At 67.4% G+C, this 21,876-nt stretch carries 22 protein-coding genes and 2 tRNA genes; 13 read left to right on the forward strand and 11 right to left on the reverse strand.

The window, feature by feature from the left end; genetic code table 11:
• Positions 1-25: 25 nt before the first annotated feature.
• Positions 26-592, forward strand: a complete 567-nt coding sequence (gene dcd / locus G7A98_RS09045; protein ID WP_163649344.1) for a dCTP deaminase — start codon at positions 26-28, stop codon at positions 590-592.
• Between the two features lie 121 nt (positions 593-713).
• On the opposite strand, the gene purN is transcribed toward dcd, so the two are convergent.
• Both purN and purM read right to left on the reverse strand, forming a co-directional pair.
• Entirely contained in the window at positions 714-1,445 is a 732-nt protein-coding gene (purN, locus tag G7A98_RS09050) for a phosphoribosylglycinamide formyltransferase (protein ID WP_163649345.1), read from the reverse strand.
• Positions 1,442-2,518, reverse strand: coding sequence for a phosphoribosylformylglycinamidine cyclo-ligase (gene purM / locus G7A98_RS09055; RefSeq protein ID WP_163649346.1), 1,077 nt, complete (start codon positions 2,516-2,518; stop codon positions 1,442-1,444). Before purM ends, purN begins: the two co-directional genes overlap by 4 nt.
• A gap of 111 nt (positions 2,519-2,629) precedes the next feature.
• Here purM and G7A98_RS09060 point away from each other — a divergent pair, with 111 nt between their 5' ends.
• Both G7A98_RS09060 and hda read left to right on the forward strand, forming a co-directional pair.
• Entirely contained in the window at positions 2,630-3,709 is a 1,080-nt protein-coding gene (locus G7A98_RS09060; protein ID WP_163649347.1) for an AI-2E family transporter, read from the forward strand.
• Positions 3,706-4,407 carry a DnaA regulatory inactivator Hda gene (hda, locus tag G7A98_RS09065; protein WP_163649348.1) on the forward strand — a complete coding sequence of 234 codons (702 nt, stop codon included), beginning with the start codon at positions 3,706-3,708 and terminating at the stop codon, positions 4,405-4,407. Before G7A98_RS09060 ends, hda begins: the two co-directional genes overlap by 4 nt.
• A gap of 3 nt (positions 4,408-4,410) precedes the next feature.
• Here hda and G7A98_RS09070 read toward each other — a convergent pair whose 3' ends face one another.
• Complete coding sequence (locus tag G7A98_RS09070) at positions 4,411-4,830, reverse strand: secondary thiamine-phosphate synthase enzyme YjbQ (RefSeq protein WP_163649349.1); 420 nt, start codon at positions 4,828-4,830, stop codon at positions 4,411-4,413.
• A gap of 186 nt (positions 4,831-5,016) precedes the next feature.
• Here G7A98_RS09070 and G7A98_RS09075 point away from each other — a divergent pair, with 186 nt between their 5' ends.
• On the forward strand, positions 5,017-6,396 hold the full coding sequence (locus tag G7A98_RS09075; RefSeq protein ID WP_163649350.1) for a class II fumarate hydratase: 1,380 nt from the start codon (positions 5,017-5,019) through the stop codon (positions 6,394-6,396).
• Between the two features lie 27 nt (positions 6,397-6,423).
• Here G7A98_RS09075 and G7A98_RS09080 read toward each other — a convergent pair whose 3' ends face one another.
• The 3 genes from G7A98_RS09080 to G7A98_RS09090 all read right to left on the reverse strand — a co-directional run bounded on the left by G7A98_RS09080 (position 6,424) and on the right by G7A98_RS09090 (position 10,276).
• A complete protein-coding gene (locus tag G7A98_RS09080; protein WP_163649351.1) occupies positions 6,424-7,494 on the reverse strand; it encodes an endonuclease/exonuclease/phosphatase family protein in 1,071 nt (356 codons plus the stop codon).
• 87 nt (positions 7,495-7,581) lie between these two features.
• On the reverse strand, positions 7,582-9,093 hold the full coding sequence (gene glpD / locus G7A98_RS09085) for a glycerol-3-phosphate dehydrogenase (RefSeq protein WP_163649352.1): 1,512 nt from the start codon (positions 9,091-9,093) through the stop codon (positions 7,582-7,584).
• Between the two features lie 376 nt (positions 9,094-9,469).
• Entirely contained in the window at positions 9,470-10,276 is an 807-nt protein-coding gene (locus G7A98_RS09090; RefSeq protein WP_163649353.1) for a DeoR/GlpR family transcriptional regulator, read from the reverse strand.
• 359 nt (positions 10,277-10,635) lie between these two features.
• Here G7A98_RS09090 and G7A98_RS09095 point away from each other — a divergent pair.
• Both G7A98_RS09095 and G7A98_RS09100 read left to right on the forward strand, forming a co-directional pair.
• Positions 10,636-10,712: transfer RNA gene (locus tag G7A98_RS09095), tRNA-Val, on the forward strand.
• 41 nt (positions 10,713-10,753) lie between these two features.
• Positions 10,754-10,830, forward strand: a tRNA-Val gene (locus tag G7A98_RS09100).
• A 56-nt stretch (positions 10,831-10,886) separates the two neighbouring features.
• Here the strand turns inward: G7A98_RS09100 and G7A98_RS09105 are convergent.
• The 5 genes from G7A98_RS09105 to G7A98_RS09125 all read right to left on the reverse strand — a co-directional run bounded on the left by G7A98_RS09105 (position 10,887) and on the right by G7A98_RS09125 (position 15,217).
• Entirely contained in the window at positions 10,887-11,840 is a 954-nt protein-coding gene (locus G7A98_RS09105) for an alpha/beta hydrolase (RefSeq protein WP_163649354.1), read from the reverse strand.
• Positions 11,841-12,095: 255 nt separating this feature from the next.
• Positions 12,096-12,560 carry a GAF domain-containing protein gene (locus G7A98_RS09110; protein ID WP_163649355.1) on the reverse strand — a complete coding sequence of 155 codons (465 nt, stop codon included), beginning with the start codon at positions 12,558-12,560 and terminating at the stop codon, positions 12,096-12,098.
• 75 nt (positions 12,561-12,635) lie between these two features.
• Positions 12,636-13,382, reverse strand: coding sequence for a MetQ/NlpA family ABC transporter substrate-binding protein (locus G7A98_RS09115; protein WP_240464718.1), 747 nt, complete (start codon positions 13,380-13,382; stop codon positions 12,636-12,638).
• 157 nt (positions 13,383-13,539) lie between these two features.
• On the reverse strand, positions 13,540-14,193 hold the full coding sequence (locus G7A98_RS09120) for a methionine ABC transporter permease (protein WP_163649357.1): 654 nt from the start codon (positions 14,191-14,193) through the stop codon (positions 13,540-13,542).
• Positions 14,174-15,217, reverse strand: coding sequence for a methionine ABC transporter ATP-binding protein (locus G7A98_RS09125; protein WP_163649358.1), 1,044 nt, complete (start codon positions 15,215-15,217; stop codon positions 14,174-14,176). The genes G7A98_RS09120 and G7A98_RS09125 overlap by 20 nt, the downstream gene beginning before the upstream one ends.
• Before the next feature lie 407 nt (positions 15,218-15,624).
• Here G7A98_RS09125 and G7A98_RS09130 point away from each other — a divergent pair, with 407 nt between their 5' ends.
• From G7A98_RS09130 to G7A98_RS09160, 7 genes are all read left to right on the forward strand, one after another.
• Positions 15,625-16,239, forward strand: a complete 615-nt coding sequence (locus G7A98_RS09130) for a riboflavin synthase subunit alpha (protein WP_163649359.1) — start codon at positions 15,625-15,627, stop codon at positions 16,237-16,239.
• A gap of 190 nt (positions 16,240-16,429) precedes the next feature.
• Positions 16,430-17,743 (forward strand): NCS2 family permease, encoded by a 1,314-nt coding sequence (locus tag G7A98_RS09135; RefSeq protein ID WP_163649360.1) that lies wholly within the window; start codon positions 16,430-16,432, stop codon positions 17,741-17,743.
• Positions 17,743-18,291 (forward strand): adenine phosphoribosyltransferase, encoded by a 549-nt coding sequence (locus G7A98_RS09140; RefSeq protein WP_163649361.1) that lies wholly within the window; start codon positions 17,743-17,745, stop codon positions 18,289-18,291. Before G7A98_RS09135 ends, G7A98_RS09140 begins: the two co-directional genes overlap by 1 nt.
• Before the next feature lie 86 nt (positions 18,292-18,377).
• Entirely contained in the window at positions 18,378-18,878 is a 501-nt protein-coding gene (gene gpt / locus G7A98_RS09145; protein WP_163649362.1) for a xanthine phosphoribosyltransferase, read from the forward strand.
• Between the two features lie 28 nt (positions 18,879-18,906).
• The gene (gene ung, locus G7A98_RS09150; RefSeq protein ID WP_163649363.1) at positions 18,907-19,599 is read left to right on the forward strand and encodes a uracil-DNA glycosylase; all 693 of its coding nucleotides are present in this window, start codon (positions 18,907-18,909) and stop codon (positions 19,597-19,599) included.
• A gap of 121 nt (positions 19,600-19,720) precedes the next feature.
• Complete coding sequence (gene upp / locus G7A98_RS09155; protein ID WP_163649364.1) at positions 19,721-20,350, forward strand: uracil phosphoribosyltransferase; 630 nt, start codon at positions 19,721-19,723, stop codon at positions 20,348-20,350.
• 137 nt (positions 20,351-20,487) lie between these two features.
• Entirely contained in the window at positions 20,488-21,732 is a 1,245-nt protein-coding gene (locus G7A98_RS09160; protein ID WP_163649365.1) for a uracil-xanthine permease family protein, read from the forward strand.
• Positions 21,733-21,876: the final 144 nt, after the last annotated feature.

Genomic DNA, 21,876 nt, shown 5'->3' on the forward strand with positions numbered 1-21,876 from the left:
ACCGAAAGAGTGCAAGGACTTCCCGATGAGCATCAAATCCGACAACTGGATCCGCCGCATGGCCGAGCAGGAAGGCATGATCGAGCCGTTCGAGTTCGACCAGGTTCGCCATGTCAACGGCCAGCGGGTGATCTCCTACGGGACGTCCAGCTATGGGTACGATGTGCGCTGCGCCGACGAGTTCAAGGTGTTCACCAACATTCATTCGGCGGTGGTGGACCCCAAGGGCTTCGACGAGAAGAGCTTCGTCGACATCAAGGGCGATGTCTGCGTGATTCCGCCCAACTCCTTCGCGCTGGCGCGGACCGTCGAGTACTTTCGCATTCCACGCAGCGTGCTGACCATCTGCCTGGGCAAGTCGACCTACGCGCGTTGCGGGATCATCGTCAACGTCACCCCGCTCGAGCCCGAGTGGGAGGGCCATGTGACGCTCGAGTTCTCCAACACCACCAACCTGCCGGCGCGGATCTACGCCAACGAGGGCGTGGCGCAGATGCTGTTCCTCGAATCCGACGAGGAGTGCGCGATCTCCTACAAGGACCGCGGCGGCAAGTACATGGGGCAGCGGGGCGTGACCCTGCCGCGGACCTGACCCGGCTTCGCCGGGAGCCACAAGCCTGGAGCTGTAAGAAAAAGTGAACCCCATCGCCGCAAGGCCGATGGGGTTCACTTTTGATTATCTGGTTTACCGTTTACCGTTTACCGCTTACCGCTTACCGCTCCTCGTCCAGTTCCTCGGCGGCGTCCGCGTGGGAGAGCCGCATGCCCTGCGGCGGCAGCGGCACGCCGTCGAGCGTCGGCCCGTCGGCACCGAGCTGGAGGCGCCCCTCGAGAAACCAGCGCACGGCGATCGGGTAGATCAGGTGCTCGCGGGCGTGGATGCGCTCGATGATCGTCTCCTCGGTGTCGCCGGGACGAAGCTTCAGCACCGCCTGCATCACCACCGGGCCGCCGTCGAGCTCCTCGGTGACGAAGTGCACGCTGACGCCGTGCTCCTCGACGCCGTCGGCGAGCGCCCGGGCGTGGGTGTTCAGGCCCTGGTAGGCGGGCAGCAGCGAGGGGTGGATATTGAGCAGGCGGCCATGGAAGCGGTGCACGAACATCGGGGTGAGGATGCGCATGAAGCCGGCCAGCACCACCAGGTCGGGCTCGTGGCGCTCGATCACCTTGATCAGCGCGCCGTCGAAGGCCTCGCGGCTGTCGTACTCGCGGTGCGGCAGGGCGACTGCCTCGATGCCGGCGTCATGGGCGCGCTTGAGGCCGTAGGCGTCGGCCTTGTTGGAGATGACCGCGACGATCTCGCCGCCCAGTTCGCCGTAGGACTGGGCGTCGATCAGCGCCTGCAGGTTGCTGCCGTTGCCCGAGATCAGCACCACCACCCGGCGTGGCTCGGCCGTCTCGGCGGTGAAGTCGTTGAGGGTGTCGGTGGTCGACTCGTCGCTCATGCCTCGAGATTCTCCAGTCGTACCTGTTCCTCGTCGCCCTCGCGGGAGACGATCTCGCCGAGGGTGACGACCTGCTCGCCGGCGCCCTCCAGATGGGCGCGGGCCGCCTCGGCCTGGGCCGCCGGCACCACCACGACCATGCCGATGCCGCAGTTGAGCACGCGGTACATCTCGCGCGCGGCGACGTTGCCCTTTTCCTGCAGCCAGTCGAAGACCGCGGGACGCTGCCAGGCGGTGACGTCGACACGCGCGGCGAGGGTCTCGGGCAGGACCCGCGGCAAATTCTCGAGCAGGCCGCCGCCGGTGATGTGCGATAGGGCATGGACGGCGACGCCGCTTTCGCGGATCAGCGACAGCAGCGGCTTGACGTAGATGCGCGTCGGCGCGAGCAGGGCGTCGCCCAGCGGCCGGCCGTCGAGGTCGGCCTGCAGGTCGGCGTCGCTGACCTCGAGGATCTTGCGGATCAGCGAGTAGCCGTTGGAATGTGGCCCGGAAGAGGCCAGGCCAAGCAACACGTCGCCTTCGCCGACCCGGCTGCCGTCGAGGATCTCGGACTTCTCGACCACGCCGACGCAGAAGCCGGCCAGATCGTAGTCGCTGCCCTCGTACATGCCCGGCATCTCGGCGGTCTCGCCGCCCACCAGCGCGCAGCCGGCCTGCAAGCAGCCCTCGCCGATGCCGCTCACCACGTCGGCGGCGATGTCGACATCCAGCTTGCCCGTGGCATAGTAGTCGAGGAACTGCAGCGGCTCGGCGCCGGCCACCACCAGGTCGTTGACGCACATCGCCACCAGATCGATGCCGATGGTGTCGTGACGCCCCAGGTCCATGGCCAGGCGCAGCTTGGTGCCCACGCCGTCGGTGCCGGTGACCAGCACCGGCTGGCGGTAGCCGGCGGGCAGCTCGCACAGGGCGCCGAAGCCGCCCAGGCCGCCCATCACCTCGGGGCGATGGGTGCGCCTGGCGACTCCCTTGATGCGTTCCACCAGGGCGTTGCCGGCATCGATGTCCACGCCGGCGTCCTTGTAGCTCAGGGAGGGGGGCTGTGATGGATCGGCGTCGCTGCGGGTCATGGCGTGTCCTGTCGAAGTGACCTAGAGGTGAAAGCGCGCGCATTGTAGCATCGCGCCTGCCGGGGTGCATCGGCAGGCGCGGTTCCCGTCAACGGCTTGCAAGGACGAGACATGACACGTCAACACATCTGGATACTGCTGGGCCTGGCGGCCGTGCTGTGGCTGCTGGTGCTGCTCGAGCCGATCCTGATGCCGTTCTTCATCAGCATGATTCTTGCCTACCTGGGCGACCCGCTGACCGACTGGCTGGAAGCCCGCGGGCTGTCGCGGCGGCTGGCGGTGAGCGTGGTGTTCCTGGTGCTGTCGCTGGCCCTGGGGCTGGCCGTGCTGGTGATGGTACCGCTGCTCGGCCGGCAGCTCGGTCAGCTGATCGACGCCCTGCCGGCGATCTTCAACTGGGTGCAGGGCACCGTGCTGCCCTGGGTGCGCGAGGTCTCGGGCATCGACCTCAGTACCGACTTCGAGTCCCTGCGCCAGGCGCTGATGGCCAACTGGAAGGAAACCGGCACCTTCGCCGCGGGCCTGCTGGCGCGGGTGTCCCGCTCGGGGCTGGCCCTGGCGCTGTGGGTCGCCAATCTGGCGCTGATTCCGGTGGTGACCTTCTACCTGCTGCTCGACTGGGACCGCATCAAGGCCCAGGTGCGCGATCTGCTGCCGCGGCGGCTGGAGCCGACGGTGACGCGGCTGGCCCTGGAGTGCGACGAGGTACTGTCGGCCTTTCTGCGCGGCCAGCTGCTGGTGATGCTGAGCCTCGGCATCGTCTACGCGGTGGGGCTGACGCTGGCGGGCATCCAGTTCGGCGTGCTGATCGGCCTGCTGGCCGGGCTGGCGAGCATCGTCCCTTATCTGGGAGTGATCGTGGGGCTGGCCGTGGCGGCACTGGTGGCCTTCTTCCAGTACGGGGATCTCGTCCACCTGCTGGGCGTGGGGGCGATCTTCGCGGTAGGCCAGATTCTCGAGGGCGTCGTGCTCCAGCCGCTGCTGCTCGGCGACAAGATCGGCCTGCATCCGGTGGCGGTGATCTTCGCCGTGATGGCGGGGGGGCAGCTGTTCGGTTTCACCGGGGTGCTGCTGGCCCTGCCGGTGGCGGCGGTGATCATGGTAGTATTGCGCCATCTGCACGAACGCTATAAAAACAGTCAGTTATATGACGCCGGTGCACACCTGCCGGATAACGGAGACGACGCATGAGCACGGGGCCGGCGCAGCTGCCACTGGGCGTGGGGCTGCGTGACGATGCAACCTTCGCCAACTTCCTGCCGGGCGACAACGCGGCGCCTGTGGGCCGATTGCGTGCCCAGCTCGATGACGACGGGGAAGCCTTCATCTACCTGTGGGGCGGCGAGGGCTCGGGGCGCAGCCACCTGCTGCAGGCGGCCTGCCACGAGGCCGGCGCCCGTGACAAGCGCGCGCTCTACCTGCCCCTTGACGATCTGGGGCATTTTCCGCCCCACATGCTCGAGGATATCGAGCGCCTCGACCTGCTGGCGATCGATGATCTGGACATCGTCATCGGGCGCCAGCGCTGGGAAGAGGGGCTGTTTCACGCCTTCAACCGCCTGCGTGATGCCGGCAAGCGGCTGGTCATCGGCGCCGCCGCGGCCCCGCGCCAGTTGCCCGTGCAACTTCCCGACCTGGCGTCGCGCCTGACCTGGGGCGTGACCTTTCATCTGCATCGGCTCGACGACACCCAGCGCCTCGAGGCGCTGCAGTTGCGCGCCCGGGGGCGGGGCATGCAGTTGCCCGACGAGGTGGCGCGCTACATCCTGCACCGCGGCCCTCGCCACCTGAACGAGCTGTTCGCCACCCTCGAGCGGCTCGACCGCGCCTCGCTGTCCGCGCAGCGCAAGCTGACCATCCCCTTTGTCAAGCAGGCCCTCGACTGGTAAGACTCACTCGCCGTTGAGTGTCGCCAGTACCCGTCGCGCGCCGCCGTGCTCGCGATGTTCGCCGAGCCAGATTCCCTGCCAGGTGCCCAGTGCCGGCCGGCCGTCGCGAATCGCCAGCGTCAGCTGGGTGCCGAACAGGCTGGCCAGTACGTGGGCGGGCATGTCGTCGTCGCCTTCCAGCGTGTGCCGCAGGCCGGAAAGGTTCGCCGGGGCCAGGCGGTCGGCGAACAGCGCCATGTCATGACGCACGTCCGGATCGGCGCTCTCGTTGAGGGTCAGCGAGGCGGAGGTGTGCAGCAGCTGCAGGTGCAGCAGGCCGACGCGCAGCTCGGCGATCTCGGGCAGGGCCTCGACGAGGGCATCGGTGATGCGGTGAAAGCCGCGCGGGTGGGCGGGCAGGGTCACGGTCTGCTGGTGCCACATGGTGGGGCTCCCTGGGGTAGGGTGTGTGCGTGATGCCGTCGCCCGGCATGAGCGGGCCGGATGGCGACCTGAAGGCCGGGGCATGGCGCCGGGCTATCCTGCCGATTCGGGAGGATGATTGGCGTCCACCCCGTGGATATCGCCACACTGTAGCAAGGATGCCAGGCAATGAATCAGGAGGATGACATGAGCGAGACTCGCATCGAGCGCGACAGCATGGGCGAGCTGGAAGTGCCGGCCAGCGCCCTGTACGGCGCCCAGACCCAGCGCGCCGTGAACAACTTTCCGGTCAGCGGCCAACCGATGCCGGCGGCCTTCATCCGGGCCGTGGCGCGCATCAAGCAGGCCGCCGCCCGCGTCAACCGGGAGCTGGGGCAGCTCGATGACGCGCGCGCCGAGGCCATCGACGCGGCCGCCCAGGCGTTGATCGACGGTGAGCATGCCGACCAGTTTCCGATCGACGTCTTCCAGACCGGCTCCGGCACCTCGTCGAACATGAACGTCAACGAGGTGATCGCCCATCTCGCCTCGCGGGACGATCTCGAGGTCGGCCCCAACGATCACGTCAACATGGGCCAGTCGAGCAACGATGTGGTGCCGACGGCGATTCATCTGGCGGCGGCGCTGATGGTCAAGGAGCACCTGCAGCCGGCCATGACGTATCTGAAGGCGACCATCGAGCGCAAGGCCGACGCGCTCGACGACGTGGTCAAGACCGGTCGCACGCACCTGATGGATGCCATGCCGGTGCGCATGAGTCAGGAACTGGGCGGCTGGGCGAGCCAGGTCGGTCAGGCGATCGAGCGCCTGGAGGACGGCCTCGGGCGCGTCTCGCGTCTAGCCCTGGGCGGCACGGCCGTGGGCACCGGCGTCAACGCTCACCCTGAGTTCGCCGCGAAGGTGGCCGAGCGGCTCGCGACCGAGACCCACCTGCCGCTGCGTCCCAACGACAGCTTCTTCGCCAGCCTGGGCGGGCAGGACGCCGCGGTGGAGCTCTCGGGGCATCTGCGTACCTACGCCTGCGCAGTGATGAAGATCAGCAACGACCTGCGCTGGATGAATTCCGGGCCGCTGGCGGGGCTCGGCGAGATCGAGCTGGAGGCCCTGCAGCCGGGCAGCTCGATCATGCCGGGCAAGGTCAATCCGGTGATTCCCGAATCCGCCGCCCAGGTGGCCGCCCAGGTGATCGGCAACGACGGCGCCATCGCCGTGGCCGGTCAGAGCGGCAACTTCCAGCTCAACGTGATGCTGCCGCTGATCGCCCGCAACCTGCTGGAGTCGATCACCCTGCTCGGCAACGTCAGCCGCCTGCTGGCCGACCGGGCCATCGCCACCTTCAATGTGCGACGCGACAACATCGAGGCGCCGCTGTCCCGCAACCCGATCCTGGTGACGGCGCTCAACTCGGTGATCGGTTATGACGCGGCGGCGCAGGTGGCCAAGAAGGCCTATCAGGCCGGGCGGCCGATCATCGACGTTGCCGAGGAGGAAACCGGCCTGTCCCGCGATGAACTCGAGACGCTGCTCGACCCGGCACGCCTGACCCGGGGCGGCGTGCCCGAGTGAGGGAAAGGGCGGCGGCGAGGTCTGGCCTCAGGCCTCGCCGTCGCCTTCGCGACGGGCCTCGTGGATGGTCTCGTTGGCCTCCTGACGTTCTTCCCGGTCCGCCTCGGGCGTGTCGTTCTCGTCGGCACGCGCGGGGCGATAGCGGAAGGTGGCGATGATCGGGAAGTGGTCCGAGCCGAACCGGGCCAGGCGGCGCATGTCGGCCAGCGTGAAATGCTCGCTGACGAAGATGTGATCGAGCGGCCAGCGCATCAGCGGGTACTTGGCGTGGAAGGTGCTGAACATGCCGCGTCCGCGTCGCGGATCGAGCATGCCGCTGATGCGGCAGAAGCGCCGGGTGGTGCGTGACCAGGCCACGTCGTTGAGATCCCCGAACAGCAGGGTGGGCTGCTCGTGCTGGTGAATGCCCTTGCCCACCAGCAGCAGCTCGCCGTCCCGCCACAGGGAGTCGTCGCTCTCGCCGGGGGCCGGCGGGCGCGGATGCACGGCATGCAGGCGCAGGCGGGTGCCGCAGGGCATCGGCAGCCAGGCATGGATCGAGGGAATGTCGCTCTGGATCAGCCACTTGACCTCGACGTCCTCCAGCGGCCGTCGGCAAAACAGGTGCATGCCGTAGAGGTTGTCCAGCGGGATCTTGACGCTGTGGGGCCAGCCTGCATCCAGTGCGCGGCTCAGCTGCTCGCCCCACCAGGCATCGGATTCCAGGGTCAGCACCAGATCCGGTTGCTCGGCGTGGATCTGACGCATCAGGTCGTCCGCATTGCGGTTGTCGGTCAGGACATTGGCGACCATCAGGGTCAGCTGGGCCTGCTCCGTGTCGTCGGCGGCATCGATGACCTGCTTGCGCCACAGCGGCGTCCAGGGCAGCACGTGGGCGAGCTGCACGAGCATGACCAGCAGGCAGGCGATCACCACGCCGATCTGCCAGGCACCGGTGCCCCAGAGCAGTGCCAGCACGCCCGTCAGCAGCGCCAGTCCGGCCAGCTGCAGGCGGGGAAAGTCGAAGCCGCGCACCCACCAGACACGCAGCGGCAGCAGGGGCATAAGGGTTGACAGCACCAGCAGCGCTGCGGCGACGGCCAGGCCGATATCGATCATGACGAGTTCCCGGGACGGGCCACGCCCTGTCGGCGTGACGTGATTGAGCCCCCATCAATAACATGAACGCCGCATCGGCACGAGCCGTCAGGCGGTCTGTGCCTGCTGGCGCGTGCGTGCGCGCAGATAGGCGCCCAGACGCTCGCGCCGGGCGGCGTCCAGGCGCAGGTAGAGCTTGCTGCGGCGGCGCAGCAGGTCGTCGACATCGACGACCCACTCCTGCTCCACCAGATAGTCCACCTCGCGGGCGGTGAGCCCGGCGCCGAAATGCTCGCCGAGCGCGGCCTCGCTGGTGCAGCCGTCGAGAAAGCGCCGGCACAGCGTGCCGTAGCTGCGGGTGAACCGCCAGGCGCGGGCCTCGCCGAGAAACGGGTAGTCGCGCAGCAGCCGGGCCTGAAAGGCTTGCGGGGTGTCGAAGTCGCCGCCGGGCAGCGGCGCCTCGGCGGTCCAGGGGCGTCCGGCACCGGGCAGGTACGGCGCCAGACTGCTCAGGGCGGCCTCGGCCAGCTTGCGGTAGGTGGTGATCTTGCCGCCGTAGATCGACAGCAGGGGCGCGCCAGCATCGTCCAGGTCGAGAGTGTAGTCCCGGGTCATGGCCGAGGGATCGGCGGACTCGTCATCGCACAGCGGGCGCACGCCCGAAAAGTGGGCCACGACGTCGTCGCGAGCGAGCGTGCGCGAGAAGTGCGCATTGACCACCTCCAGCAGGTAGTCGATCTCCGCCTCGCCGGCCGTCACCGTTGCCGGGTCGCCGCGATAGCGCATGTCGGTGGTGCCGATCAGGCTGAAGTCCTGCTCGTAGGGCAGCACGAAGACGATGCGTCCGTCCCGGTTCTGCAGGATGTAGGCGCGTTCGTCCGTGTTCAGGCGCGGCACGACAAGGTGGCTGCCCTGGATCATGCGGATGCCGTAGCGGGGCTGGTGCTCGGTACGCTGGCGCAGGAAGCTCTCCACCCAGGGGCCGGCGGCGTTGACCAGGGTCCGTGCCCGGCACTCGGTGCGCCGGCCGTCGCGGCTGTCTTCCAGCGTGAGCTGCCAGTGGCCGTCGATCTCGCGGGCCGCCACGCAGCGCGTGCGGACATGAATGTCGGCACCGTTGTCGCGGGCCTGCAGGGCGTTGAGCACCACCAGCCGGGCGTCGTCCACCCAGCAGTCGGAATACTCGAAGCCGCGAGTGATGTGTGGCTGAAGCGGGCTGGTGGCGTCGAAGCGCAGCGAGCGCGAGGCCGGCAGGCTGTCGCGATGTCCGAGATGATCGTAGAGAAACAGCCCGGTGCGCAGCAGCCAGGCGGGCCGCAGGTGAGGGCGGTGAGGCAGGATGAAGCGCAGCGGCCAGATGATGTGCGGTGCCTTGGCGAGCAGGACCTCGCGTTCGCGCAGGGCCTCGCGCACCAGGCGGAACTCGCGGTGCTCGAGGTAGCGCAACCCGCCATGGATGAGCTTGCTGCTGGCCGAGGAGGTCGCCTGGGCCAGATCCCCCTGCTCGCACAGGGCGACCCGCAGGCCGCGTCCGGCGGCGTCGTTGGCAATGCCCGTGCCGTTGATGCCGCCGCCGACGACGAACAGGTCGTAGAGAGGAGGGGATGACGTGCTGCCCATGCGTGGACTCCGCTGCTCGTGTTCGCTGATGAAAGGATGGTGCGTAATCGTTTCGAAAACGAAAATAGACTAATCGAAAACGAACATCAAGGCGCGAACACCGTCGGCTGGCCGTGTAAACCCTCCGGGTTGTTCACGGAAGCCCCGTCCGGCTGACCGGGGTCGGTCATCCGGGCTGGCCGGCCTGCCGGAAGCTCCTTTGGGACGGGATGATCCCCGGCAGTGCGGGCCCTGAAGGGGACTTGTGGGAGAGGATTCATCCTCGACAGCGGTGGCCCGGTGGCTGGTTTATCGTGACTGAAGTCGCTCCCACGGCCAGGTTCCGGATGAACCGCCTACCGAGAGAGCACGGCTGGCATGCCGTGAGAGAAAGGGATCAGGCGTGCAGCGGGGCGGGCGTTTTCGGGCGCGGTGGCGCGTCCGCGTCGGCCAGATACAGGCTGACGTCGTGGGCTTCCATCAGCGTCAGGAGGTTCTCGGGGGGCTGGCGGTCGGTGAACAGGGCATCGATCTGGGCGATGTTGCCCTGGCGGACCACGGCGTTGCGGCGGAACTTGGAGTGATCGGCGATCAGGTAGACCTGGCGGGAGTTGTGGATGATCGCCTGGGCGACACGCACTTCCTGGTAGTCGAATTCCAGCAGCGAACCGTCGTCGTCGATGCCGCTGATGCCGATGATGCCGAAGTCCACCTTGAACTGGTTGATGAAGTCGATGGTCGCCTCGCCGATGATGCCGCCGTCGCGGGAGCGCACCTGACCGCCGGCGACGATCACGTTGAAGTCTTCCTTGTGCTGCAGGATGGCCGCCACGTTGAGGTTGTTGGTGATCACCTCGAGGCCGTGGTGCGCGAGCAGAGCCTCGGCGACGATCTCGTTGCTGGTGCCGATGTTGATGAACAGCGAGGCGTGATCGGGGATGTGACTGGCCAGCAGGTCGGCGATGCGTCGCTTGGCATCCAGGTTGAGCGTCTTGCGGGTCTGGTAGGCGGTATTGACGGTGCTGGACTCGAGTCCGGCGCCGCCGTGGACGCGCCGGATCAGTCCGTCGTCGGCCAGGGCGTTGAGGTCGCGGCGGATGGTCTGGGGCGTGACGCCGAAGTCCCGGGTCAGCTGCTCGATGGAGGCGTATCCCTGGCGCCTGACCAGGGCGATGATGGCGTCGTGGCGTTGCTGCTGGGTCATGGTGATTGCTGTCGGCAGGAGTGGGCGGGAATCGGCGCCGCGCGCCGGCTCGTCAGGCGCTATGGTATCAGGTGCAGGCGTGGCGAGGGCGGTCGCGTGAAATGTTCTCTTGCGAAAGCCCTGTGGGGCGCCGGCTGACTGAAAGCGAACATGAGGCCTTTTCGCCCGACGCGCGAGCGGCTCTTGTCGCGGCTGGCTGGATTGCCGTGAGTCGGGAGCGGCGAGGCGGGTCGGTTCCGGCAGGGGACTCCCAAGCATTTGAGTTGGGCTGCATTTTTTCGTCGAGACGGGCTTGCATTTTCCGGCGTCATCCGTAGAATACGCTTCCGTTGTCGGGGCACACGAACCGGCAACTCGGCAGGACCGTAGCTCAGTTGGTTAGAGCGCCACGTTGACATCGTGGAGGTCAGCGGTTCAAATCCGCTCGGTCCTACCAAGTCGCTTTCGAGTGGCAGCCTCGTGTGAAACAGCTTTTGAAGGACCGTAGCTCAGTTGGTTAGAGCGCCACGTTGACATCGTGGAGGTCAGCGGTTCAAATCCGCTCGGTCCTACCAGATTCCGAACGCCCGATTCCCCCAGAAGGAGTCGGGCGTTTTCGCGTGCGGATGGCTCACGGCAGGTGACTGTCGACGAAGTGCCTGATTTCCTCCAGCGCCTGGCGGGCTGCGGCCAGGCGCGGCGCGAATCCCACGAAGACATGCGGCATGTCGGGCCACAGGCTGAGCTGGACCGGGCTGCCGCTCTGGCGAGCCTGTTCGGCATAGCGGCGGCTGTCGTCGAGGAGGATCTCCGCCTCGCCGCACTGGATCAGCGTCGGCGGCAGCCCGCTCAGGTCGCCCTCGATCGGCGACACGCGCGGGTCATCGAGAGCGGCGGCAGGCGACTGGCCGAGGTAGAGCTGGGCGATCAGGGGCAGCAGCTCGGGATCGAGAATCGGCTCCACGTCGGCCTTGCGGTGCAGCGAATCGCTTTCCCAGTCCAGGTCGGTGGCCGGCGAGAAGGCCAGCGCGGCGTCGGGGCGGCGCTGCCCGGCGCTGCCGAGCGCGTTCAGGCAGGCCAGCACCAGGTTGCCGCCGGCACTGTCCCCGGCGAGCAGCAGGGGCGCATCGCCGTGTTCCTCGGCGAGCCACGCCCAGGCATCGAGGCAGTCCTCGAGGCCGGCCGGAAACGGGTATTCCGGTGCCAGCCGATAGTCGATGCTGATCACCTCGGCGCGACAGGCCTGGGCGAGCCGGGCGGCCAGCGGGCGGTGGCTCGCCGCGCTGCCGGCCATCCAGCTGCCGCCATGCAGGTAGAGCAGGTAGCGGCCGGCGGTGCCCGAGGGATCGTCGGGGCGCAGGCGTTCGGCGGCGATGACCCGGCCGTCGCGCACCGGGATCAGCAGCGGCTCGACGCGGCCGCGGATCGTCAGGATGGCGGGGTCGGCGGCAAAGTAGCTGTCGAGCAGCCGGCGCTTGACGGTCAGGTCGTTGCCGCTGGCCGCGTTCAGGGCCTTGAGGCGCTCGAGGTGGGCAAGCACGGCATCCAGGCCTTCATGGTTGGCGCCCGGCGAGGTGGTGGTCATGGCAGTCCCCCGAAAAGCGGAAAGTGGCGTGTTGATCCGGCATTCAGCATGGCGGGTTCGGCCGCGTCGGGCAATCGGCCTGGCGAGGGGGGTGATGCTGGCGTGGCGTGCTCGGTGAGCTACCGGCGACAGGTCGTCGAGGGAGCGCTGTGAACCCGTCCATGGGTGCTGCCTCGGCCCGTCCCTGGTCGAGGACTCCCTCTTCGATCTGTCCCCGGTGCCGCTCGGGCACAGCGTCGCGCTAGAGCGGCGAGATCAGTCCGCGCGCGTCAGATCGCTGGCCGCCACGAACGTGTCGACCAGCCGTTCGAGGCCGGCCTGGTCGGCGGCGCTGAAGCGGGCCGGGCGCGGGCTGTCGAGATCCAGTACGCCCCACAGCCGGTCGTCGACGATGATGGGCACCACCAGCTCGGAGCGCGAGGCGGCATCGCAGGCGATATGATCGGCCACGGCATGCACGTCGTCGACGCGCTGGGTCGCGAGGCGGCGGGCCGCGGCGCCGCACACGCCCTTGTCGAAGGGGATCGGGTTGCAGGCCGGCTTGCCCTGGAAGGGGCCGAGCACCAGGGTCTGCGGGCGACGATGCAGGTAGAAACCGGCCCAGTTCAGCTCGCCGACCTCCTGCATCAGGAAGGCGCAGGTCTGGGCGGCGTTGGTCAGCCAGTCGCGGGTGTCGAGCAGGGCCGCGAGCTGACGCTCGAGCAGGGCGTAGTCGGTCATGGAAGGCTCCTTGGAAACGCCTCGGGCCGGCAAGGCCGGCCCGAGAAAACGGTGCGTGCGTGACGAGCGGTGGACTTATTTCCAGCCGGGCACCGCGCCGCCCTTGAACAGCTCGTCGGCCTTGTCGATCACCGCCTGGCTGTGATAGGCGTCGACCAGCTCCTGGATCGCCTCGCGGTCCTGGTCGCCTTCGCGGACCACGATCAGGTTGACGTAGGGCGACTCGGGCCCTTCCTTGATCAGGGCGTCGTCCAGGCTCAGGCCGGCGGGCTGGGCGAAGGTGTTGTTGATGAACGCCATGTCGACATCCGGCAGCACGCGGGGCAGCTGGGCGGCCTCGATCTCGCGGAACTCGAAGTCGTGCGGGTTCTCGGCGATGTCGATCGGCGTGGCCTCGAGGTTGCTCGGGTCGTTGAGCGTGATCAGCCCCTTGTTGTGCATCAGGATCAGCGCCCGGCCCTCGTTGGACGGGTCGTTGGGCAGGGCGATGGTGGCGCCGTCGGGCAGCGCGTCGATGCTGTCGTACTTGTCGGAGTAGGCGCCGATCGGGTAGACGAAGGTGCGTCCGGCGATGGCGAACTTGTAGCCGCGATCGCGAACCATCGACTTCATGTACGGCTCGTGCTGATAGGCGTTGGCATCCAGGCTGCCGTCGGCCAGGGCGGCATTGGGCGTGACATAGTCGGTGAACTCGACGATCTCCACGTCGAGGCCGTACTTGTCCTTGGCGATCTGCTTGGCGACCTTCATGACGTCGGTTTCTGGACCGGCCACGGTGCCGACCTTGATGTGGTCGTCGGCGGCCTGGACGCTGCCGATCATGCCCAGGCCCAGCAGGGTGGCGCCGAGTGCCTTGGCGATTGCGTGCTTCATGGTTGCGCTCCTTGTAGCGGTGTGCGCGAGCGTTCCGCGCCTCATGTGTGGATTGTAAGGCATAACTGCGGTTTTTATAATTCTTTTTGGTTATTAATCCAATAGGCTACTTGTGGTCGCTCCGGCGTACCAGGTAGTCGCCGAGCATCTGAAAGCCCTGCACCAGCACCACCAGGATCACCACGGTGATCAGCATGATGGTGGGGTTGAAGCGATTGTAGCCATAGCGGATGCCCAGGTCGCCGAGGCCGCCGCCGCCCACGGCACCGGCCATCGCCGAGTAGCTGATCAGGGTGACCACGGTGATGGTCAGGCCGGTGATGATGCCGCCGCGGGCCTCGGGCAGCAGCACCTTGGTGATGATCTGGTAGGGGGTGGCGCCCATCGACTGGGCGGCCTCGATCAGCCCCGGCGGTACCTCGTTCAGCGCCCCCTCGACCAGCCGGGCGACGAAGGGGATGGCGGCGATGGTCAGCGGCACCGCGGCGGCGTTGGTGCCGATCGAGCTGCCCACCAGGGCGCGCGTGAAGGGGATGATCGCCACCATCAGGATGATGAACGGGATGGAGCGGCCGATGTTGGTGATCATCCCCAGCACCCGGCTGGTCAGGGGCTGAGCGAGGATCTGTCCGGGACGGGTCACGTAGAGCAGCACCCCCAGCGGCACGCCCAGGGCCGTCGCGATGAGGCCCGAGACGGCGACCATGTAGAGGGTGTCGAGCGTGGCTTCGAGAATCAGTTCAAGCATCGCGCTGGACATGGCCGAGCACCTCCACTTGCAGGTCGTGGGATTCGAGGTAGGCGAGCGCCTCGCGGGTCTTGTCGGCGGGGCCGATCAGTTCGGCGATCATCAGGCCCAGGGTGCGGTCCTGGATCGATTCCACCTTGGCCTCGAGGATGCTGACGTCGATGTCGCAGTCCCGGGCCAGCCGCGACACCAGCGGCGTGGAGACCGAGTCGCCGGTGAAGGCCAGACGCACCACCGGGTGGGTGTCGTCGCCGGGCTGGGCGGCGAGGCGGTCGACCAGCGCCTGCGGTGGCTCGAGCTCCAGGAAGGCGTTGAGAAACTCGCGGCCCAGGCGGGTCTGCGGGGCGGTGAAGAAGTCGCCGACATCGGCTTCCTCCACCAGTTCGCCGGCGGAGATCAGGCTGACCCGGTGGCAGATGGTCTTGACCACTTCCATCTCGTGGGTGATCAGCAGGATGGTCAGGCCCAGCTTGCGGTTGATGTCCTGCAGCAGCTCGAGGATCGACAGCGTCGTCTGCGGATCCAGCGCCGAGGTGGCCTCGTCGCACAGCAGCACCTTGGGGCGGCTGGCCAGAGCGCGGGCGATCGCCACGCGCTGCTTCTGGCCGCCGGAAAGCTGGGCCGGGTACATGTCCCGCTTGTCGGCCAGGCCGGTGAGCTCGAGCAGCGGCTCGACGCGCTCGCGAATCTCGCGCTTGGCGACGCCCATCAGCTCCAGGGGAAGGGCGACATTGGCGAACACGGTGCGCGACGACAGCAGGTTGAAATGCTGGAAGATCATGCCCATCCGGTGGCGGGCCCGGTTCAGGCTGGCGGCATCGAGCGCGGTGAGTTCGTCGCCGTCGACGAACACACGGCCGGTGGTGGGGCGCTCGAGCAGGTTGACGCAGCGGATCAGCGTCGACTTGCCGGCGCCGGACAGGCCGATGACGCCGTGAATGGCGCCTTGCGGGACGTGCAGATGCACGGGCTTGAGGGCGTGAATCGCCTGCTCGCCCGTGCCGTAGGTCTTGGAAACGTTGTCGAGAGTGATCATGGGCCAGGTCGTGTCGCGGCGCGATTGCCGGGCGGAGGGCGCTGCCGGGCGAAAAAAAGGCCACCCTGTCGGGTGGCCATCAACGCTGGACACACCCTTTTAGCTGCACTTTCCGCACAGCAGCCCGAGGGCTTCTGGCGGAGGCGCCCGCAAGCCGGGATCAAATCGGCGCCTGAAGAATATCCGCGAAATTTTATAGGGGCGGCCGGGAGCCGTCAACGAGTTCGGGATATGTCGCAAGGCATGGCGGTTTCATGCAGAACATATTGCTGTGGCAGAAGCGGTTGGCGAGAAAATTCTTGGCGGAAAGGCCGGTGCCCATGGCGGGCTGGCCGGGGCGGCGTTTGCCGTGGACGCGCCCATGTGGCGTTCACTAGACTGGCCGCTTCACTTCAGGGAGACGCAAGATGTTCACGGGTATCGTTCAGGGGACCGCGGAACTGGTGGCGGTGGAGGAAGCACAGGAATTCCGTACCCATGTGCTGGCCCTGCCGGCTGCACTGCGCGAGGGACTCGAGCTCGGCGCCTCGGTGGCGCACAACGGCTGCTGCCTGACGGTGACGGCGATCGACGGCGAGCGGGTGAGCTTCGACCTGATGCGCGAGACGCTGCGCTTGACCAACCTGGGCCAGCTGGCGGTCGGCGACCGCGTCAACGTCGAGCGGGCGGCGCGCTTCGGCGACGAGATCGGCGGGCATGCCATGTCGGGGCACGTGATCACCATGGCCGAGCTCGGCGAGATCGACGAGGCGCCCAACAATCGCCGACTGTGGTTCACTCTGCCGCAGCCCTATGAGCGCTTCCTGTTCGAGAAGGGCTACATCGGCATCGACGGCATCAGCCTGACCATCGGCGAGGTGAGAGGGCAGCGCTTCTGCGTCAATCTGATTCCGGAAACGCTGGCCCGTACCACGCTGGGCGAGCGCGTACCCGGCGATCGGGTCAACATCGAGATCGATCCGCAGACCCAGGCGATCGTCGAGACCGTGGAGCGGGTGCTGGCGGCGCGCCGGAGCGCCTGAGCGATACTGCGTCGAAGGGGCGTTGGCGACAGCGATGGCGCGGTCGTCGGCGCTTGCATATAAAGGGAGGGCTGCCGCCCGGGCGGCCCGAATGGCCTCGGTGCGGATGGCTCGCGTCGTCGTGACCCTTTGGGTACCATAGGCGGCTTTTCATGATCCCTGGAACCTGACGCGAGCGCGGGGCTGGCCAATGCTGAAGCGACAACTCAACAACTACTTCAAGCTGGACGAACACGATACCACGATACGCCGGGAGGTCATCGGCGGCATCACCACCTTCCTGACGATGGCCTACATCATCTTCGTCAACCCCAGCGTGCTCTCGCAGGCCGGGATGGACCAGGGGGCGGTCTTCGTCGCCACCTGCCTGGCGGCAGCGATCGGCTGTCTGATCATGGGGGCGTGGGCCAATTATCCGGTAGCGCTGGCGCCGGGCATGGGGCTCAACGCCTTCTTCACCTACACCGTGGTCATGGGCATGGGCAAGAGCTGGGAGGTGGCGCTCGGCGCGGTCTTCCTGTCGGGGGTGACCTTCTTCCTGCTCAGCATCTTCCGCATCCGCGAGTGGATCATCAATTCGATTCCGATCTCGCTGCGACTGGGCATTGCCGCGGGTATCGGCCTGTTTTTGGCGATCATCGCCCTGGAAAATGCCGGCATCATCGTCGAGCATCCCGCCACCCTGGTGACCCTGGGCGATCTCTCCCAGCCGCCGGCGTTGTATACCCTGGCCGGTTTCTTCGTGATCACCGCGCTCTCCTATCTGCGGGTCACGGGGGCGGTGATGATCGGCATCCTCGGCGTGACCGTGGTCGGGATCCTGCTGGGTCACAACCAGTTCGGCGGCCTGGTGTCGATGCCGCCGTCGGTCGGGCCGGTGCTCTTTCACCTGGACATCGCCGGTGCGCTCGACGTCAGCATGCTCAGCGTGATCTTCGCCTTTTTGTTCGTCGACCTGTTCGACACCGCCGGCACCCTGATCGGCGTGGCTCACCGCGGCGGGCTGCTGGACGAGGACGGCAAGCTGCCACGGCTCAATCGCGCGCTGATGGCCGACAGCTCGGCCACCATCAGCGGGGCGTTGCTGGGCACCTCGTCCACCACCAGTTACATCGAGAGCGCCTCGGGCATCGCGGCCGGTGGGCGCACCGGATTGACCGCGGTGGTGGTTGCCATCCTGTTCCTGGTCAGCCTGTTCTTCGCGCCGCTGGCCGGTTCCATCCCCGCCTATGCCACCGCGGGAGCGCTGCTCTACGTCGCCGTGCTGATGTGCGGCAGCCTGGCGCATGCCGACTGGGACGACGTCACCGAGGCGGCGCCGGTGCTGATCGCCGCCCTGGCCATGCCGCTGACCTATTCCATTGCCAATGGCATCGCCCTGGGCTTCATCAGCTATGCGCTGATCAAGCTGTTCTCCGGGCGTCACCGTGATCTCAACCCGGCCGTGGTCGTGTTGTCGGTGCTGTTCATTGCCAAGTTCCTGTTCCTCGACGGAGGCCACTGATGAGTAGTATCTACGGGGACTACATCAAGTCCGTGATTCGCACCGTGCCCGACTGGCCGCAGCCGGGGGTCAACTTTCGTGATATCACGCCCGTACTGCAGAACAGCGCGGCGTTCCGCAAGCTGATCGACAGCTTCGTGCATCGCTATCAGGAGATGGATCTCGACGCTATCGCCGCGATCGATGCGCGGGGTTTCATCATCGGTGCGCCGGTCGCCTATGAGCTGGGCTGCAGTTTCGTGCCGGTGCGCAAGAAGGGCAAGCTGCCGTTCCGCACCATCAGCGAGACCTACACCCTCGAGTACGGCGAATCCACCGTGGAGCTGCATTCCGATGCCTTCCGCGAAGGCGATCGCATCCTGATCATGGATGACCTGATCGCCACCGGCGGTACCATGCTGGCCGCCGCCAAGCTGATTCAGCGCAGCGGCGGGCAAGTGGTCGAGACCGCCACCATCATCGATCTGCCCGAGCTGGGTGGTTCGCAGAAGATTCGCGAGGCCGGCCACGGCGTCTTCGCGGTGTGTTCCTTTCTCGAGAGCGACTGACGTCGCCTCCTGACCTCGCGCCGCCACTGTCTTGCCGCCTCGGCGAGCCGGTGGCGGCGCGTTTCCTTTCACAGGTAGCTTCCTCTATGTCAGCCGATCGTTACCATCAGCAGTTCACGGTGTCCTGGGACCAGCTGCATCGCGACGTGCGTGCGCTGTGTCACAAGCTCATCGAGCGTGACTTCAAGGGTATCGTCGCCATCACCCGTGGCGGCCTGATCCCGGCGGCGCTGATCGCCCGAGAACTCGACGTGCGCCTGATCGATACGGTGTGCATCAAGAGTTACGACCACATGGACCAGAGCGAGCTGGAGGTGGTCAAGGGCGTCGATCATGACGGTGCCGGCTGGCTGCTGGTCGATGACCTGGTCGATACCGGCCGGACGGCCCGGGCGGTGCGCGACATGCTGCCCAGGGCGCACTTCGTGACCGTCTATGCCAAGCCGGAAGGGCGCCCGCTGGTCGACCAGTACCTGACCGAGGTTGCCCAGGACTGCTGGATCCAGTTCCCCTGGGACATGGGTGTCGCCTATGTCGAGCCGCTGGTCGAGCAGATGCGCCAGCCGGCCGACGGGCGGGACGACTGAGTCGCCGGCGACACAGACGAGGCAGACGATGACGCAGATTCCCTTGCCCGACAGCTGGGCCCGCCATCTGGGGGGTGAATTCACCGCACCGTACATGCAGGCCCTGCGTGACTTCCTGGCCCGCGAGAAGGCGGCGCGCAAGGTCATCTACCCCCACTCCGCGAACTGGTTTCGGGCCTTCGCCCTCACGCCGCTTGACCGGGTGAAGGTCGTGGTGCTCGGACAGGACCCCTACCACGGCCCCGGTCAGGCGCATGGCCTGTGCTTCTCGGTGCGCCCGGGCGTGCCCGTGCCGCCGTCGTTGCAGAACATCTACAAGGAGCTGGCGACCGACGTGGGCACCACGCCGGTCAACCACGGCTTCCTCGAGAGCTGGGCCGAGCAGGGCGTGCTGCTGCTCAACAGCGTGCTGACCGTCGAGCGCGGCAATGCCGGCGCGCACCGCAACCAGGGCTGGGAGACCTTCACCGATCGGGCGATCCAGGTGGTCAACGAGCAGTGCGACGGCGTGGTGTTCCTGCTGTGGGGCAGCTATGCCCAGAAGAAGGCCGCCTTCGTCGATCGCGACCGGCACCTGGTGCTGCACGCGCCGCATCCGTCACCGCTGTCGGCGCATCGCGGCTTCTTCGGCCAGCGGCACTTTTCCCGCGCCAATGCCTTCCTGGCCGAGCGGGGATCTTCGCCCATCGACTGGCAGCTGCCCGCCGAGGTCGGGGCGTGAGGCGTTGACGGGCGGTCGGCGGGTTTGACTTAACCCGCCGGCTCCGGCGCGCTAGAATGGCGCGCGATTTTTCGGGGCCCCGGGCCTCGATCCGCCCAATTCGCCTCGCAAGGACCCCGCCATGAGCGTTCATGCCATCCAACACCCGCTGGTCAAGCACAAGCTTGGCCTGATGCGCACCGCCGACATCAGCACCAAGAGCTTCCGTGAACTGGCCGGCGAGGTCGCCAAGCTGCTGACCTACGAGGCCACCCAGGATCTCGAGCTGGAGCCGCAGACCATCCGGGGCTGGAGCGGTCAGCCGATCGACGTCGAGCAGCTCAAGGGCAAGAAGGTCACCATCGTGCCGATCCTGCGTGCCGGGCTGGGCATGCTGGACGGGGTGACCGACCTGATCCCCAGCGCCCGCATCAGTGTCGTGGGGCTCTACCGCAACGAGGAGACCCTCGAGCCGGTGCCCTATTTCGAGAAGTTCACCAACGACCTGGACGAGCGCCTGGCGATCGTCATCGACCCGATGCTGGCCACCGGCGGCTCGATGGTCGCCACCCTGGACATGCTCAAGGCACGGGGCTGCCCGCTGATCAAGGTGATCGTGCTGGTGGCCGCGCCGGAAGGGCTCCAGCGCGTGCAGCAGGCGCATCCGGATGTCGAGATCTATACCGCCTCCATCGACGAGCGGCTCGACGAGAACGGCTACATCGTGCCCGGCCTGGGCGATGCCGGCGACAAGATCTTCGGTACGCGCTGACCGGTCTTTCCCGGCCGTCATGCCATCGCCCCGGTGACGCTGACGCCCGGGGCGTTTTTTCGCGCGGCCCCGGCGGGAACCCGGCCGCGCCCCGTCCCGCAAGCGAGCGGTCCGACAACAACGGGAGCTTGATTCCAATGACTGATACGGTAACCACGGCGCCTCGCGCCGACTCTCCTTTGCGTACGCTGGTGACCGGCGCGCAGATGCTGTTCGTGGCGTTCGGCGCGCTGGTGCTGGTGCCGCTGCTGACCGGCCTGGACCCCAGCGTGGCGCTGTTCACCGCCGGTGCCGGCACCCTGGTCTTTCATTCCGTGACCCGGCAGAGCGTGCCGGTGTTCCTGGCCTCGTCGTTCGCCTTCATCGCGCCCATCCAGGGCTCGGTGGCCAGCTACGGCATCCCGGCGACGCTGGGCGGGCTGTTCGCCTCGGGACTGGTCTATGTGGCGATCTCGCAGGCGATCCGCCTCAAGGGCACCGGCTGGCTGCACCGGCTGCTGCCGCCGGTCGTGGTGGGGCCGGTGATCATGGTCATCGGGCTGGCGCTGGCGCCGGTGGCGGTGGACATGGCGACCGGCAGGAACAGCGAGCACATCGCCTATGGCCAGGCCATCACCCTGTCGATGATCAGCCTGCTGGTGACCCTGGTGCTGGCGGTGTTCGGCCGTGGCCTGCTGCGCCTGATTCCGATCATGGGCGGCATCCTGGTCGGCTACCTGCTGTCGCTGGGCATGGGCGTGGTCGATCTCAGCCAGGTCAGGGCCGCGCCCTGGCTGGAGATGCCGTCGTTCGTCGCGCCCACCTTCAACCTGTCCGCCGTGCTGTTCATGCTGCCCGTGGCCATCGCCCCGGCGGTGGAGCACATCGGCGACATGATCGCCATCGGGTCGGTGACCCGCCGCGACTATCTGGTCAAGCCGGGGCTGCATCGCACGCTGCTCGGCGACGGTCTGGCGACCTCCACGGCGGCCCTGTTCGGTGGCCCGCCCAACACCACCTATTCCGAAGTGACCGGCGCGGTGACGCTGACGCGCAACTTCAACCCGCGGGTGATGATCGTGGCCGCCTGCGTGGCGGTCGTGCTGGCCTTCGTCGCCAAGCTGGGGGCGCTGCTGCAGAGCATCCCGGCGCCGGTGATGGGCGGCATCATGACGCTGCTGTTCGGCTCCATCGCGGTGGTCGGCATGAACACCCTGGTGCGCGCCGGGCAGGCGCTGACCGCCTCGCGCAACCTGGTCATCGTCTCGCTGATCCTGGTGTTCGGCATCGGCGGCATGCAGATCGGCAGCGGGGAATTCTCGCTGCAGGGCGTGAGCCTCTCGGCGCTGGTCGGCATCGTCCTCAACCTGCTGCTGCCGCCGGCCCGGGAGGAGGAGTCCTGAGGCGCGCGAGACGTCGCCGCGCATTGCCGCCGGCGGGGGCAAGGCGGCATCATGGCGGGATGACGTCTCGTTTCCTCCGGCGCGAACGTCCGGTCGGCCTCACCGCCGACCGGGCGGCGGCCGGGGAGCGAGGCCCCCGATCTT

The organism is Modicisalibacter sp. 'Wilcox', from assembly GCF_010993675.1.
GTDB lineage: Bacteria > Pseudomonadota > Gammaproteobacteria > Pseudomonadales > Halomonadaceae > Modicisalibacter > Modicisalibacter tunisiensis.